Here is a 15,784-nt window from a genome sequence, read left to right on the forward strand (position 1 = left end):
TATTGAAGGGTATTTTTATTTTACAAATTAACAGACGAAATATAAAATAAATGTGAATAAGGAAAGGAAGGTTCATGATGAGTAAATTCGATGAACAGATCCTCGTCGTACCAAGGCAACAGATCTTCAAAGGTGAAGCCGATGCATTCAATGGGTTCATCAGCAAAGAGGATCCGAGATACGGCCGTATATTATCTGCATTCAATGGCTATAAAGTGAAGCGACGCGGTGATATGGAAGAAGATCCCACCTATAAGCAACTGATTAGCTACGCAGTCATCACTGCAGGGGAGGAGACATTGGTTTATAAGCGCCTTGAAGGCGGGGCGAAGACCGTCTGCATGGCCTCCTGTCCATTGGAGTGGGTGGCCATATGAATGATGTGCCAGAGGCCGAGGCGATCAATGAAAAATTATTCATCAACGCAGCAAGGGAACTGGAGGAAGAAGTTGGACTCCAAGAAGACGCACTTGAAGGCATTGAAATCATGGGCCTGATCAATGACGACGAGGACGAAGTCGGCAAAGTGCATATTGGTATCGTCTTCAAAGTTGAAGTGGATAAGGACAAAGTACATGCCAAGGAAGAGGATACTTTGGAACTGGTATGGAAGGACAGGAATCTCCTCCCAAAAATGAATCCATACGAATCGTGGAGTGAACTGATCATCAGGGATGCTTATGGACAATAATATCCTGTCGCACAGACGTTTCCAAAAAAAGATGGAGCAGGATCTACATGCTCTATATGAACAAGGGAACGCCCGGGGCTTCATTATGCGCTTTAAGGAATACGAGCGTCATCACCCAGCAAGCACAACTCTTACCGAGTATTTCTACAAATCACTCGGTGATGAAGGTCGATATGATGATATCATCGATTATTCCTTGATCCAGATGAATGAAGGGTTTGGAAACTACGATCTGCATATGAAGAACCTTCTGGAGGCACTGCTCAGCCAGGGCAGATACTATGAAGTCATAGAATTCTCAGATCAGCTCATGCAGGAAGAGCTTCCACAGGAATTCCGCATAGAAGTTGCCGCATTGCGTCATAGGGCCAAAAAAGCATTGGATGATAAAGAAGTGCGTCCCAACGAATCATATGATGAAACATACCAGGATATGGATGAAGGAAGCTTCCGTGAGATGCCATTGCATGCTAGGCTAGACTTTTTGAAGCATCTTATGGACACCGGGAACGGGAGTTACAGGATGCTCATCAAAAGTGTGATTGATTCGGAGCAGAACCTTGAGACGATTACGTTCATGTTACTGTACTTGAAGATGTGCGGGAGGACCAGGCAGTGCGGTTCCACAAGATGGGGTCAGAAGAAGAGGCCATACCAACGTTGCTTCCAGATATCGAAGAGACGGAAATGTATGTCAAAGTACGCAACGATGTGCTGGAACACTTAGAAGACAGGATGCCTGAGTTCGCTGAAGCAGCCGATTCGATGTTGATTGCACATATAATAGGCGTCTATCCACTCGATCCGCCCTATGACTATAAAAGTCTGGCGGACGCTTATCTGCATGAACTACTCAGGATGGTCAACGTGGACAGTGGGACCGAACCCACACCTGAGGTCCTTGAGTGGGTGCGTTCAATCGAACGCCTCATGTCACCATCCGATTGAACAAATCAAATGTTGGATATAAAAAAGTGATATGTTATACTATACTGGTTAATTGAAATTATGGACTAACGGAGGAATATGATTATGACTCAGAAGTGGGAAAAACAAGAGGGTAACGAAGGCATTCTTACAGTTACTGTACCAGCAAAAGAAGTAGACGGTGCTCTCGATGAAGCATTTAAAAAAGTATCCAAAGAAGTGAGCATGCCTGGATTCAGGAAAGGTAAAGTACCGCGTCAAATGTTCGAGAAACGTTTTGGTGTAGAATCCCTTTATCAGGATGCATTGGATATACTGCTTCCTAAAGCATATACAGAGGCAGTTCAGGAAGCGGACATCAATCCGGTCGATCAGCCGGAAGTCGATGTAGAGCAGATGGAAAAGGACAGGACCTCATCTTCAGCGCGAAGGTCACTGTTGAACCAGAAGTCAAGCTCGGTGAATATAAAGGACTGGAAGCGGAAGAACTTGATACTGAAGTTACTGACGAAGATGTCCAAAAAGAAATTGATAATATGTTGGAAGCACATGCTGACATGGTCGTTAAAGAAGAAGGTTCAGTTGAAAACGGAGATGTCGTAAACCTTGATTTCGATGGCTACGTTGATGGTGAGCAGTTCGAAGGCGGCAAAGCAGACGGCTACGAACTGGAAGTCGGTTCAGGCAGCTTCATCCCTGGCTTTGAAGAACAGGTAGTGGGCATGTCCCTAGAAGAGGAGAAAGATGTCAACGTCACTTTCCCTGAAGAGTACCACGCAGAGGAACTTGCTGGTAAAGAAGCGGTCTTCAAAGTTAAAGTAAACAGCATCAAATCTAAAGAAATCCCAGAACTTGATGATGAACTCGTCAAAGAACTTGACCAAGATGTAGAAACGGTCGACGCTTTGAAGGAGAAACTTGAAAAAGACCTCAAAGAAGCCAAAGAGAACGAAGCGGATGTAACTATGAAGGAACAGCTCATCGAACAAGCATCTGAAAATGCTGAAATCGATGTACCTGAAGCAATGGTCAAGACAGAAACAGACCGCATGCTCCAAGAATTCGAACAACGCCTTTCTCAGCAAGGCATCAACATGGAAATGTACCAGCAGCTTTCTGGTCAGGATGAAGATGCATTGCGCGAGCAGATGAAAGATGATGCAGAGAAACGTGTACGCACGAATCTTGTCCTAAAGCAGATCTCCATCGATGAAAACATCGAGGTTGAAGAAGCAGACATGGACAAGGAGCTCGAAAAAATGAGTGAACAGTTCGGCATCAGCGTAGAAGACATCAAGTCCACTCTTGGTGATCTATCAATGCTTAAAGATGACCTTAAAATACAAAAAGCAATCGATGTACTCGTAGATAACCGTAAACAGAAATAGAATCAAAAGATTATAAGGGTGAGCTCTGCAACATAAAGTTGTGGGGCTCGCTGTATTATGGGGCCTAAAACCGGATATTTGATTTCGCTGAAGTTTTCTAGTATATTTTACAAGAATGAAAAAAGAGGTGTTGAATATGTTCAAATTTAATGAGGACGATACGAATCTGACTTGTTCCTTCTGTGGAAAAGATCAGGAACAGGTCAAGAAACTCATTGCAGGCAGCGGCGTCTATATCTGTAATGAATGTATAGAACTCTGCCATGAAATCATCGAAGAAGAACTGAAGTCCGAAAAGACCGAAGTTATTACAGAAGTACCAAAACCACAGGAAATATTGGAAGCGTTGAATGATTATGTCATTGGACAGGACAATGCTAAACGTGCTTTGAGTGTAGCTGTATATAACCACTATAAGAGAATCAACCAGAACCAAGAAGATGGTGTAGAAATCTCTAAAAGTAATATCGCTCTGATTGGCCCAACAGGCAGTGGTAAAACACTGTTGGCCCAAACATTGGCACGCACACTGAATGTGCCTTTCGCCATTGCCGATGCCACAAGCCTGACTGAAGCAGGTTATGTCGGTGACGACGTTGAAAACATTCTGCTGCGCCTTATCCAAGCGGCGGATTTCGATGTCGAGCGGGCAGAACAAGGCATCATCTATGTAGATGAAATTGACAAGATAGCACGCAAAGGTGAAAACACCTCCATTACCCGTGATGTTTCAGGTGAAGGTGTCCAGCAAGCCCTGCTCAAAATCCTTGAAGGAACGACTGCAAGCGTACCGCCACAAGGTGGACGTAAACATCCAAATCAAGAATCGATCCAGATTGATACTAAGAACATCCTGTTCGTGCTCGGTGGTGCATTTGATGGTATGGATGAAATCATCAAACGTCGTATCGGTGAAAAAGTCATTGGGTTCGGCGGTGCATCAGACAAAATGAATGACAAAGATGAGTTGATGTCCAAAGTGCGCCCTGATGATCTTCAGAGCTACGGCCTGATTCCAGAATTCATCGGTCGCGTTCCGATCATCAGCCACCTTGAAGAACTTGATGTCGAAGCACTTAAATCAATTCTGACGGAGCCTAAGAACGCGCTGGTCAAACAGTATGAGAAAATGCTCCAGATTGATGATGTCGAGCTTGAATTCGAAGAAGATGCATTGAATGCGATCAGTGAACTTGCCATCGAAAGAAAAACAGGGGCCCGCGGACTCCGTTCAATCATAGAAGAGCGAATGGTAGACATTATGTTCAATGTACCGTCCAATGATGAAATCCGCAAAGTGAAAATTACACGGGCGACTATAGAAGAAGAAGCAGAACCGCTACTTTTCGATGAGAACGGCGAGAAAATCGAATTGAACCGTAAAAGTGCATAATACAAAAAAAGCTGTCCAGATATGTGGCAGCTTTTTTTTCTGAAAGGAGCATTCTAGTGAAAATCAACCCGAATAACATAGACATCCTTATATCTGCTGTTGAGAAAGCACAATATCCAGCTACAGGCCTGAAAGAAATCGCATTAAGCGGACGGTCGAATGTCGGCAAATCTTCATTCATCAATGCAATTGCAGGACGAAAGAATTTTGCGAGGACTTCATCTAAACCAGGCAAGACCCAAACATTGAATTTTTATAATATGGATGATCAATTCATATTTGTCGATGTGCCTGGCTACGGCTACGCGAAGCAATCCAAGACAGCACGTGAGAAATGGGGACAGATGATTGAGAGTTACCTTGCAGAGCGTGAGGAGCTATCTGCAGTCATCCAACTTGTCGACCTCAGGCACAAACCGACGGAGGACGACATATTGATGTATGACTACTTGAAGCACTTCGAAATCCCAGTCATTCTGATATGCACTAAAATGGATAAGATTCCAAAGAGCAAACTGCAGAAGCATCTGAAATCAGTGAGGGAAACGATTGATCTGGAAGAGGAAGATGCCATGATTCCATTCTCTTCTATAGATAAAAAAAATGTATCAACAGTGATGGATGCCATTTCGGAATACATCTAGAAGTTCACAAAAGTTTCTTATTTATAATTACTATAAATAATCCCATGCGATGGATTAAGGAAACACTTTCTGTTAAAATAATAAGTATTGATAGTGGCTCAGACATAGCCACAATAGCATAGGGAGGCAATTCACATGCATGTCATCGCATTGAGCCTAAATTATAGAAAAGCAAGTGTTGAAGAACGTGAGGCAGTGGCCTTCGAAGATGAAGATGTCATCCATGCGCTCCACTCATTGCGGGAACAAAAAAGTGTACTGGAAGCAGTGCTGCTTTCTACATGTAACAGGACGGAAGTATATGTAGTCAGTGATCAGGTGCATACAGGTAAATATTATACCCAGATGTTTTTGGCAGACTGGTTCAACCTGGAACTTGATACAATCAAGAAGATTACCGACGTCAAAATCGGTGATGAGGCGATAGAGCACTTGTACCGGGTAGCATCAGGACTCGATTCCATGGTGTTGGGTGAAACGCAGATACTTGGTCAAATCAGGGAAGCCTTCATGACTGCCCAGGAAGAGCATACTACTGGCACCATATTCAATAAACTGTTTAAAGAAGCGATTACAGTGGCAAAAAGGGGACATAATGAGACAGATATCTCCAAAAATGCGATTTCAACATCGTATGCTGCAGTAGAACTCGCCAAAAAGATATTTTCACGTGTCAGCGACAGTAAAGTTCTTATCATCGGGGCAGGGGAGATGGCCGAGCAATCGCTGTTGAACCTGACTTCCAATGGCATCAAGGATGTGACTGTGGTCAACCGCTCTATTGACAAGGCGCAACAGCTTGCAGAAAGGTTCAATGGCCGCAGTACAACCCTCGAAATGCTTGAAGATGAACTGAGGAATGCCGATATAGTCATTTCAAGTACCGCTGCTCGGGAGTATGTAATCACTGAAGAGACGGTCGCCTCTATAGCAGGCAAACGTAAAGGCAGTCCGCTTATAATGATGGATATCGCCATGCCACGTGACATCGAGCCAACAGTGGGTAATATGGACAATATATATATGTATAATGTTGATGATCTACAAGGACTGGTGGATGCCAACTTGTCCACCAGACAACAGGAAGCAAATAAGATTGAAGGCATGATAGCCGAGAGTATGGACCAATTCAACGAATGGATCAACATGCTTGGCGTCGTTCCAGTAATACAGGCGCTCCGTACTAAAGCACTTGGCATACAGGAAGAAACATTGCAGAGTGTTGAGCGGAAAATACCTGAGATGAGCGATCGTGAACGTGCCGTTATTTCAAAGCATATGAAGAGTATCATCAACCAGATGTTGCGGGAACCAATCACCTATACTAAAGAGATCTCGGGTGACAGGAAATCGACTGAGAAACTCGCAGAAATCAAACAGCTCTTCGGCATCGAAGAAGAGGTGGAAATGATAACGCGTCAGGAAAAAGAAAAACAGCATGAGAAACGTCTGGCCAGAAACAGGCACTCGCAAGTGATTAGATAGGTGGAAACCATATGGATATGATGTTCCGCAGTCATGAGTTTATACTTCTGCTATACTTTTTAAGCCTTTCTGTGCTGAGTTACGATTTGTTTTTCAGAAATCGGCAGGCCAGAAAGGTTTCGTTTTATCTTGTCGGGGCAGGGGCAATCTTTCATATATTTTCCTTTGTGCAAATCGGCCTGTCCCTAGGACGTTTCCCGATACAGACGGTTTTTGAAGGGATATATGTCCTTTCAATGCTACTCGTCATCATCGGAGTCGTGCAATATAAACGCAGTGATTCGGAAATCGCATTTGCAATTTATGTCTTCACTGCTTTTTTGCTGCTCTCAATGTACACATTCGCACCCGTGACGTATGATGAAGTGACTGAAGTATCTGCCATCATGAATGATCTGCTCGTGATCCATGTCGTCTTGTCATTGCTGTCTTACGTCATGTTCTTTATTTCGGTCCTTCATGCCGGCATATATATCATCCAATATGATAATCTTAAAAAGAAGCGTTTCAATCGTCTCTTCTTCTCACTCTTCAGTGTGGAGACAGCCAAAAAAATGATGATCCGGACCGCAATACTTGGATTTTTGTTTATATTGATAGGTATATTCCTCGGTATCCAGTGGGGATTATATATATTCGGTACAGATATTCTGATGGACCTTAAAGTCCTTGGTACATTGATTGTGCTCATACTTTATGGGGGCCTTCTTTCCTATTTGAGTTTGACGCGCAACATCTATAAGTTTGCAGTAGCGAATATCGTAATATTTATTATCTGTATGATGAATTATTTGTTTATAACACAACTTTCCAGTTTTCATTTCTGGAACTATTAAAGGAGAGAGAGCATGAGAAAATTTACCGTTGGCTCCAGACGAAGCGGACTTGCCATGACACAATCCAAACAGTTTATTGAACAGCTGAAAAAACACTACCCGGATATGGAAATTGACATAAAAGAAATTGTGACAAAAGGCGACAGGATAGTTGATGTCCAACTTTCAAAAGTAGGAGGGAAGGGCTTGTTCGTCAAAGAAATCGAAGATGCCATGATAAACAGGGAAATCGATATGGCGATACATAGCCTGAAGGATGTGCCAAGTGTGATGCCTGAAGGATTCACTATTGCATGCGTCCCTAAACGCGAAGATATGCGTGATGCTTTCCTGTCGAACAATAATATACTGTTTAAGGATCTGCCGAGTGGCAGTGTGGTAGGGACGAGCAGTCTCAGAAGAGGTGCACAACTGCTGTCGATGCGTGATGACATCAAGGTAGATTGGGTACGAGGCAACATCGATACCCGTATCCAAAAGATGAAGGATGGCAAATATGATGCCATCATCCTGGCTGCAGCCGGGTTGAAGCGCATGGGTGGTCAGATGACATCGTGGCTGAATACTTCGACCCAGAAGAGTTCATTCCAGCGATTGCCCAAGGAGCATTGGGTATCGAATGCCGCTCAGACGACCATGAATTGATTGAGATACTACAGAGTGTCCATTCAAAAGAAGATGCAATCTGCACATCTGCAGAACGGGCATTTTTGAGGAGAATGGATGGCAGTTGCCAAGTGCCTATCGGAGGCCATGCTTCATATGAGGATGGAGAACTTTATTTGACTGGCCTCATCATGCCTGAGGATGGCAGCGAACAGTACATCGTCAAAAAATCCCATGAAGACCCGGAGACGCTCGGAAATATCGTCGCAGATGAGATGGAACGCATGGGAGCCAAAGATATCATCGATCGGATCAATGAGTCACTATAAGCCCATCGTTGTCACGACCCAAAGCAGGACACCTACAGTCCATTCTGATCTGATGGAACTTGTCCACCTGCCCCTTATTACTGTCGAACCTTTCACACTGGATGAATCTGTGTTTGAGGAAACATATGACTGGCTCCTTTTAACCAGCCCGAATGCAGTCGAATTCTTCATGCCCTATATCGACAGAGTGGATTGGAAAAAAATTGCCACAATCGGCAGAAAAACAAGCGAAGCACTGGAAGAGCGGGGCTATCATGTTGATTTTGAGCCCACTGAATATACCCAAGAAGGGTTCATGGCAGAATTTGAAGCAAAAAAAGGAGAACGTCTCCTGTACCCGGTCAGTAAAAATGCCCGTCCGTTGATCTATAAGCATCTCCTGAAAGCAGGTTGCCAAGTCGACAGGCATTTCCTTTATCATCCAGTGGAAAATGACAAATCGCTCAAGGGTATGAGGACGCGCCTTAAAGAAGATCTTTTTGCTGTCATTTTTTTAAGCCCGTCAGGTGTCAGGGCGTTTCAGAAGCATTTCTCTGCTTTTGAACTGGACGGCGTACTGGCCATTGCAATCGGTCACGTTACGGCAACGGCACTGATGGAATTTGGTATAGAACCAGTGCAGCCTGAGAAAGCAACAATGGAAAGTATTATGAACCTTCTAGAAAATAGAATCGATTGGAGAGCTAAGGATGAATTTTGATAGACATCGGCGTTTAAGAAGTTCTGCATTCATGCGTGACATGGTCCGCGAAACGAAAATAACGAAAGAGGATCTCATCTATCCTATTTTTGTAGTGGAAAAAGATGATGTTCGTGAAGAAGTGCCTTCAATGAAAGGTGTTTTCCAGATTTCATTGAACCTTCTTGAGGAAGAACTTGACGCTGTCAAAAAAGCAGGGATAAAATCCGTAATATTCTTTGGCATCCCGAAGGAGAAAGATGCTGAAGGCCATGGTGCCTATGACGATAATGGCGTGGTACAGGAAGCATGCCGGATATCGAAAAGATTGCACCCGGAAATTCTTGTCATACTTGATACCTGCCTCTGTGAGTATACCGACCATGGCCATTGTGGTTTGATAGACCCTAATACTCAGGACGTCGACAATGACAGCACATTACCGCTTCTTGTAAGGACCGCAGTGTCTCAGGCTAGAGCAGGTGCTGATATAATTGCTCCAAGTAATATGATGGATGGATTTGTTTCTGAAATCCGTAAGGGGCTCGATGACAATGGATTCAGCCATATTCCAATCATGAGCTATGGCATCAAATATGCTTCTAAATTTTATGGGCCGTTCAGGGACGCAGCAGACTCCACACCATCATTCGGTGACCGAAGAACATATCAGATGGACCCTGCCAATCGTCTTGAAGCCCATCGTGAGCTGTCAAGCGATCTCGAAGAAGGCTGCGATATGATGATTGTCAAACCTGCACTTTCCTACCTCGATATCATCAGGGATGTACGTGAGCGTAGCGATGTGCCAGTGGTCGCCTATAATGTGAGTGGGGAATATGCAATGACGCGCACGGCAGTTGATATGGGCCTTCTTGATGAAGCGGTTATCATGGAACAGATGATTTCCATGAAACGCGCGGGGCAGATATGATAATTACTTATTTTGCAAAAGATATTTGCAGAATGCTTGATGAAGGGATGGAATAGGAATGTATAAAAAGTCACAAGAACTTTATCAGACTGCAAAGGAACTCATGCCTGGAGGGGTCAATAGTCCAGTGAGAGCATTCAAATCGGTTGGTATGGATCCTTTATTCATCGATCGGGCAGAAGGGGCCAGGACATATGATGTGGACGGCAACGAATACATCGATTATGTTTTAAGTTTCGGACCACTTATCCTGGGCCACAGCGATAGGAAGGTCGTCGACGCACTTACAGCAGCAGCCCAAAAAGGCACAAGCTTCGGTGCACCTACCCGCCTTGAAAACGAATTGGCCGAGCTGGTCATAGAAAGGGTGCCGTCAGTAGAAATGCTTCGCATGGTGTCATCAGGTACAGAAGCGACTTTGGCTGCTCTCCGGCTGGCACGGGGATATACCGGCAGAAACAAAATACTTAAATTTGAAGGTTGCTATCACGGCCATAGTGATTCTCTCCTGATCAAAGCAGGGAGTGGTGTAGCTACATTAGGTTTGCCTGATTCCCCAGGCGTGCCGGAAGGAACCGCAGCGAATACAGTTACGGTGCCGTACAATGATGAAGAAAGCTTGAAGATGGCTTTTGACAAGTTCGGTGACGACATTGCGGCTGTCATTATGGAGCCGGTAGCCGGTAATATGGGGGTAGTGCCTCCAAAAGATGGCTTTTTGAAATTCGTGCGTGAGCTTACAGAAGAGAATGGGACACTGCTTATCTTCGATGAAGTGATGACAGGTTTTCGTGTCGGATATAACAGCGCTCAGGGTCATTACGGCATCAAGCCGGACCTCACATGCCTCGGCAAAGTGATCGGCGGGGGCTGCCGGTGGGCGCCTATGGTGGACGCCGCGATATCATGGAACACATTGCACCAGTTGGTAACATCTATCAGGCAGGGACGCTCTCAGGCAATCCGCTCGCTATGACGGCAGGTTTGGAAACGTTGCGTCAACTGACGCCTGAGAGTTACGAGCATTTCAATAAACTGGGCGACATGCTCGAATCCGGACTCAAGGAAGTCTTCGGCAAACATGATCTACCTATAACTGTAAATCGCGCCGGGTCCATGATTGGGTTCTTCCTTACAGAAGGGCCTGTGGTGGATTTCGACAGCGCCAATACCAGCGATCTCGACCTGTTTAGGGAACTTTATCAGGAACTTCTCAAAGAAGGGGTCTATCTGCCACCTTCCCAATTTGAAGGGATGTTCCTCTCGACTAAACATACGCCAGAAGATATTGAGCGTACGATCGATGCTTTCTCAACAGCATTGGATCGATTGGCAACCAAATAGGCTTTTACCAAAGCACCAATTAAGTGTATAATGGAGTAAATTATATAATGTGGGGGAATCACAAGTGGTTAAAAATGATGAATTCATCTCTGACACGGATGCAAATATGAAGGGTGAAAGAGAAGAAGATCTGGTCTATATTGAAGGTCAGAACAGGGAAATGATCCAGAGGGAGAAGGTAGACAAAAAGAACCCTCTTATGTGGATTATCCCGATCCTCATCGTCCTATTGATCATTCCATTGATTGTGAATCAGTTCAGCGGTGGCGGTTCAGAAGGAGAAGAAGAGGAAGAAAGTGCTGCAATCATCCAGGAAACGCCAGCAACTGGTGTAGCAGCAGTGCATTTTGAAGCGACTTCAGAGCAAGAGCTTACTTCAGAAGCGGCCATGAACAACGTAGTGCAGTCATTCCAAGGCGTGGCAGCCACTACAATTGCATCACCAGGCGCATTGACAGCGACCAGTTGAATTATGCACCCTGCCGGGAGGCAGGGTTTTCTTATGTCTGCGCCTATTGTAAAGGTCTCTGATCGATATAAAGGAGGGGACAGATGAAATATCTCTACCTCGTGCTGCTCTTTGTAATGGCAGCAGCAGTGTCTTCTATACTTCACTTCAGTGACATGATATTGCCTTGGCTTTTTGGTGCCATGATTGCTGCAATAGTGTTTCATCGCTTCGTAAATGCAGAGTTTGCCTATCCGAAATGGTTGGGCAGTGCCGGACTGATAATCATAGGAGCTGAGATTGGCTCGACTTTTACGGAAGATACACTGATTGATATGGCCGATGACTACATGAATATCATATTGCTTTCTGTTTTAATCGTCGCTTTGAGCCTGGTGCTTTCGCGGTTCTTCATGAAATTGACCGGGTGCTCTTACGAAACGGCAGTGCTTGCTACAATTCCAGGTGCCTTATCGCAGATGATCGTCATGGCTGAGGAGGAGAAGAAAGCGGACCTTCTGCTCGTTACTTTGACGCAAATGTCCAGAATAGTCCTTGTGGTCATTATCGTCCCCTTCATTGCAAGTTTGGCACCGCACGGTAGTTCTGACGGTATAAATGATGTGGCGGCGCCTCTCTCAGAAATGTTCATCCCTGAAATGATCTGGATCATCGTTTTTGCGCCCTTGCTGATCTACATCCTGGGAAAGTTGAAATTCCCTGTACCCGTCATGATTGGGCCGATGATTGCAATATTGGTGTGGAATTTGACGACAGGCCACAGTTTTTCAGTCGATATAGAATTCCTATATGCCGCTCAACTTCTGTTCGGCCTTAGGATTGGCATGCAAATTTCAACGTTGGTCAATCAATTGAACACACGGATGATCGTTTCTATGATCATTCAAAATGTTCTTCTCATCTTCGGAACGATGATACTGGTGTTTTTATTTATAATCACTACGGAGCATCAGTTTACAAATCTTTTCCTGAGTGCTGCGCCGGGTGGAATCGGCCAGATCATCATCGTAGCTGTTGAGATGAATGCTAACATCGCAATGATTTCAAGCTATCATATCTTCCGCATCTTCTTCATTCTGCTCATCATTGCACCCCTCATCAATTTGATGCTGAAACGCAGCAGGTACAGCCAGGACAGCTAAAGGACTTGACAGTCCTGAACCGTTGGAATACTATAAAACTAATGAAATATAAAGAGTGCAGAAGAGTAGCGGTAAGCGGGAAATCCAGAGAACATGTGGTGCTGGAAACATGTCAAAACTTGCTGTGAAAGTAGTCTGCTTGCAATCAGTTCTGAATCGAGTAGGTGCTGACGTGTAATGAGCGTTAATCATTTCAAGTGCAGCCGTAGAGGTTGAATTTAGGTGGTACCGCGGAGCTTCCGTCCTATTCAGGATGGAAGCTTTTTATTATGTCTTAAGGAGAGAATAATATGGAAATGTCGAAGAAATATAATCCACAAAAAGTGGAAGAAGGAAAATATGAAAAATGGGTGGAATCAGGATATTTTAAATCTGATGCAAATTCGGATAAACCACCATTTTCGATCGTCATCCCGCCACCGAATGTTACTGGCAAACTGCATCTCGGGCATGCTTGGGACACTACACTGCAAGATATAATCACACGTATGAAGCGTATGCAAGGTTATGAAGTGCTTTATCTGCCTGGGATGGATCATGCCGGAATAGCAACCCAGGCAAAGGTCGATGCACGTCTACGTGAACAGGGCATTTCAAGACATGAGATTGGCAGGGAAAAATTCCTTGAGCATGCTTGGGGATGGAAGGAAGAATATGCAGATTTCATCCGGAGCCAGTGGAAGAAGCTTGGTCTCGGGCTTGATTACGATAAAGAACGTTTTACGATGGATGAGGGGCTTTCAAAAGCTGTCCGTAAAGTGTTTGTGGATATGTACAATAAAAATCTCATCTATCGCGGAGAATACATCATCAACTGGGATCCGGCCACTAAAACAGCACTCAGTGATATCGAAGTCATCCATAAGGAAGTGGAAGGCAATTTCTACCATGTCCGTTACCCGCTGCCTGACGGGAATCATCTGAAATTGCTACAACACGTCCAGAAACGATGCTTGGTGATACGGCGATTGTGGTCCATCCAGAAGATGAGCGTTACAAAGAATACATTGGCCAATCCGTAACTTTGCCGATTGTCGGTCGTGAATTGCCGATTATAAGCGACCCCTATGTGGATATGGAGTTTGGTACGGGTGTAATGAAAGTGACGCCTGCACATGATCCAAATGATTTCACTCTTGGGGAGAAACATAACCTTGAGCGCATCAATGTAATGAATGAGGATGGCTCGATGAATGAACTTGCCGGAAAATACGAAGGCATGGATCGTTTTGAATGTCGTAGAGCTCTGGTGTCAGACCTCAAATCCGAAGGTTATCTGATTAAAGTGGAACCGCATATGCACTCTGTGGGGCATTCCGAAAGAAGCGGTGCAGTTGTAGAGCCGTATTTGTCGACGCAATGGTTCGTAAAGATGGACACATTGGCAAAAAATAGCCTGGATAACCAGGATACCGATGAGGCCATACAATTTGTACCGGAGCGGTTCGATGCGACGTTCAGACGATGGATGGGCGACATCCGGGACTGGGTGATATCGAGGCAGCTGTGGTGGGGGCATCAGATTCCGGCCTGGTATCATAATGATACCGGAGAAATTTACGTCGGCTTGACGCCTCCTGAAAACATTGAGGAGTGGACACAGGACGAAGACGTCCTGGATACATGGTTCTCCAGTGCCCTATGGCCGTTTTCGACGATGGGATGGCCGGAAGAAACTGATGATCTGAAGAAATTCTTCCCGACCAACGTACTGGTAACAGGTTACGACATTATATTCTTCTGGGTAGCACGCATGATTTTCTCTTCACTGGAACACACTGGGGAAAAGCCATTTGATGATGTGCTCCTCCATGGTCTTGTAAGGGATGAACAGAACCGCAAGATGTCCAAATCGCTTGGAAATGGTGTTGACCCAATGGATGTCATCGAAAATTACGGTGCCGATGCATTGCGTTATTTCCTCTCCACCGGATCGACGCCGGGCAGGATCTCAGATATTCCGATGAAAAAGTCGAGTCCGTCTGGAATTTCATCAATAAAATATGGAATGCGTCACGATTTGCACTTATGAACATTGGCGAGGACTTCAAGATGCAGGATATAGATCTTGAAGGGGATAAATCACTCGCAGATGAATGGATCCTTACGCGTTTGAATGAAACGATTTCTGATGTCACGCGTCTCTCTGAACAATACGAATTCGGGGAAGTGGGACGTATCCTCTATAATTTCATCTGGGATGAATTCTGCGACTGGTATATTGAGATGGCGAAAGTACCAATGTCTGAAGGGTCAGACAGTGAAAAGGCGATGACCCGTTCCGTCTTGCTGCACACTTTAGACAGCGTATTGAAAATGCTGCATCCATTCATGCCATTCGTTACAGAAGAAATCTACCAAGCCATCGACAATGATCGTTCGATTGTTGTAAGCGACTGGCCCGAGGCGATCCCTGCACTGAGCAACCCGACATCGAAGAATGCCATGGCGCTATTGGTTGACATCATAAAATCCGTCCGTCATACACGGAATGATGTAAACACTCCGTTGTCGAAGCCGATCGACATCCTGATTGAAGTGAAAGATGAATCGAGGCTTGAAATTATAGAATCTAACCGCCATTACATCGAGCGTTTCTGTAATCCGGAAACATTGGAGATTTCATCCCATATTACTGCAGATGATGATGTCAAAACAGATGTGGTCAATGGAGCCACTGTAATTCTCCCATTGTCTGGATTGATTGATATGGAAGAGGAGATTGAGAGGCTTACAAATGAGTTGAAGCGTCTGGAAGGCGAACTGAAACGTGTTGAAGGTAAGCTTGGCAATGAGAAATTCGTCCAAAATGCACCCGCTGCAGTCGTCGAGAAAGAAAAGGAAAAACAGCAGAACTATCAGGCACAGTATGATGAGGTAGAAGAAAGGTTGAATAACCTGAAAAGAAAGGGATAAG

9 protein-coding genes, 6 pseudogenes and 1 other annotated feature are annotated in these 15,784 nt (G+C 44.7%); all 15 genes and pseudogenes read left to right on the forward strand.

Features of this window, described 5'->3' with window-relative positions:
• The first annotated feature begins 77 nt into the window (after window positions 1-77).
• Window positions 78-691, forward strand: a pseudogene (locus tag ACYF68_RS07110) (NUDIX domain-containing protein).
• Window positions 681-1,418 (forward strand): hypothetical protein, encoded by a 738-nt coding sequence (locus ACYF68_RS07115; protein ID WP_461046051.1) that lies wholly within the window; start codon window positions 681-683, stop codon window positions 1,416-1,418. The pseudogene ACYF68_RS07110 and the gene ACYF68_RS07115 overlap by 11 nt, the downstream one beginning before the upstream one ends.
• On the forward strand, window positions 1,379-1,639 hold the full coding sequence (locus ACYF68_RS07120) for a hypothetical protein (protein WP_461046053.1): 261 nt from the start codon (window positions 1,379-1,381) through the stop codon (window positions 1,637-1,639). The genes ACYF68_RS07115 and ACYF68_RS07120 overlap by 40 nt, the downstream gene beginning before the upstream one ends.
• A gap of 84 nt (window positions 1,640-1,723) precedes the next feature.
• Window positions 1,724-3,006 (forward strand): annotated as a pseudogene (gene tig / locus ACYF68_RS07125) (trigger factor).
• Window positions 3,007-3,142: 136 nt separating this feature from the next.
• Complete coding sequence (gene clpX / locus ACYF68_RS07130; protein WP_461046055.1) at window positions 3,143-4,399, forward strand: ATP-dependent Clp protease ATP-binding subunit ClpX; 1,257 nt, start codon at window positions 3,143-3,145, stop codon at window positions 4,397-4,399.
• 56 nt (window positions 4,400-4,455) lie between these two features.
• Window positions 4,456-5,043, forward strand: coding sequence for a ribosome biogenesis GTP-binding protein YihA/YsxC (yihA, locus tag ACYF68_RS07135; protein ID WP_461046057.1), 588 nt, complete (start codon window positions 4,456-4,458; stop codon window positions 5,041-5,043).
• Window positions 5,044-5,178: 135 nt separating this feature from the next.
• Window positions 5,179-6,528: a glutamyl-tRNA reductase gene (hemA, locus tag ACYF68_RS07140; RefSeq protein WP_461046058.1), complete on the forward strand. Its 1,350-nt coding sequence runs from the start codon at window positions 5,179-5,181 to the stop codon at window positions 6,526-6,528.
• Window positions 6,529-6,539: 11 nt separating this feature from the next.
• Window positions 6,540-7,364, forward strand: a complete 825-nt coding sequence (ccsA, locus tag ACYF68_RS07145) for a cytochrome c biogenesis protein CcsA (protein ID WP_461046060.1) — start codon at window positions 6,540-6,542, stop codon at window positions 7,362-7,364.
• A 12-nt stretch (window positions 7,365-7,376) separates the two neighbouring features.
• A pseudogene (hemC, locus tag ACYF68_RS07150) lies at window positions 7,377-8,299 on the forward strand (hydroxymethylbilane synthase).
• Window positions 8,286-8,999 carry a uroporphyrinogen-III synthase gene (locus tag ACYF68_RS07155; protein ID WP_461046062.1) on the forward strand — a complete coding sequence of 238 codons (714 nt, stop codon included), beginning with the start codon at window positions 8,286-8,288 and terminating at the stop codon, window positions 8,997-8,999. Before hemC ends, ACYF68_RS07155 begins: the two are co-directional and overlap by 14 nt.
• Window positions 8,989-9,968, forward strand: a pseudogene (gene hemB, locus ACYF68_RS07160) (porphobilinogen synthase). Before ACYF68_RS07155 ends, hemB begins: the two are co-directional and overlap by 11 nt.
• Window positions 9,965-11,256: pseudogene (hemL, locus tag ACYF68_RS07165) on the forward strand (glutamate-1-semialdehyde 2,1-aminomutase). The pseudogenes hemB and hemL overlap by 4 nt, the downstream one beginning before the upstream one ends.
• Before the next feature lie 64 nt (window positions 11,257-11,320).
• Window positions 11,321-11,725 (forward strand): hypothetical protein, encoded by a 405-nt coding sequence (locus tag ACYF68_RS07170; protein ID WP_461046064.1) that lies wholly within the window; start codon window positions 11,321-11,323, stop codon window positions 11,723-11,725.
• Between the two features lie 83 nt (window positions 11,726-11,808).
• Window positions 11,809-12,867: an AbrB family transcriptional regulator gene (locus ACYF68_RS07175; protein WP_461046066.1), complete on the forward strand. Its 1,059-nt coding sequence runs from the start codon at window positions 11,809-11,811 to the stop codon at window positions 12,865-12,867.
• A gap of 46 nt (window positions 12,868-12,913) precedes the next feature.
• Window positions 12,914-13,117, forward strand: a binding site (T-box leader).
• A gap of 40 nt (window positions 13,118-13,157) precedes the next feature.
• Window positions 13,158-15,783: pseudogene (locus ACYF68_RS07180) on the forward strand (valine--tRNA ligase).
• Window position 15,784 lies beyond the last annotated feature (1 nt).

The organism is Salinicoccus sp. CNSTN-B1 (genome assembly GCF_054792835.1).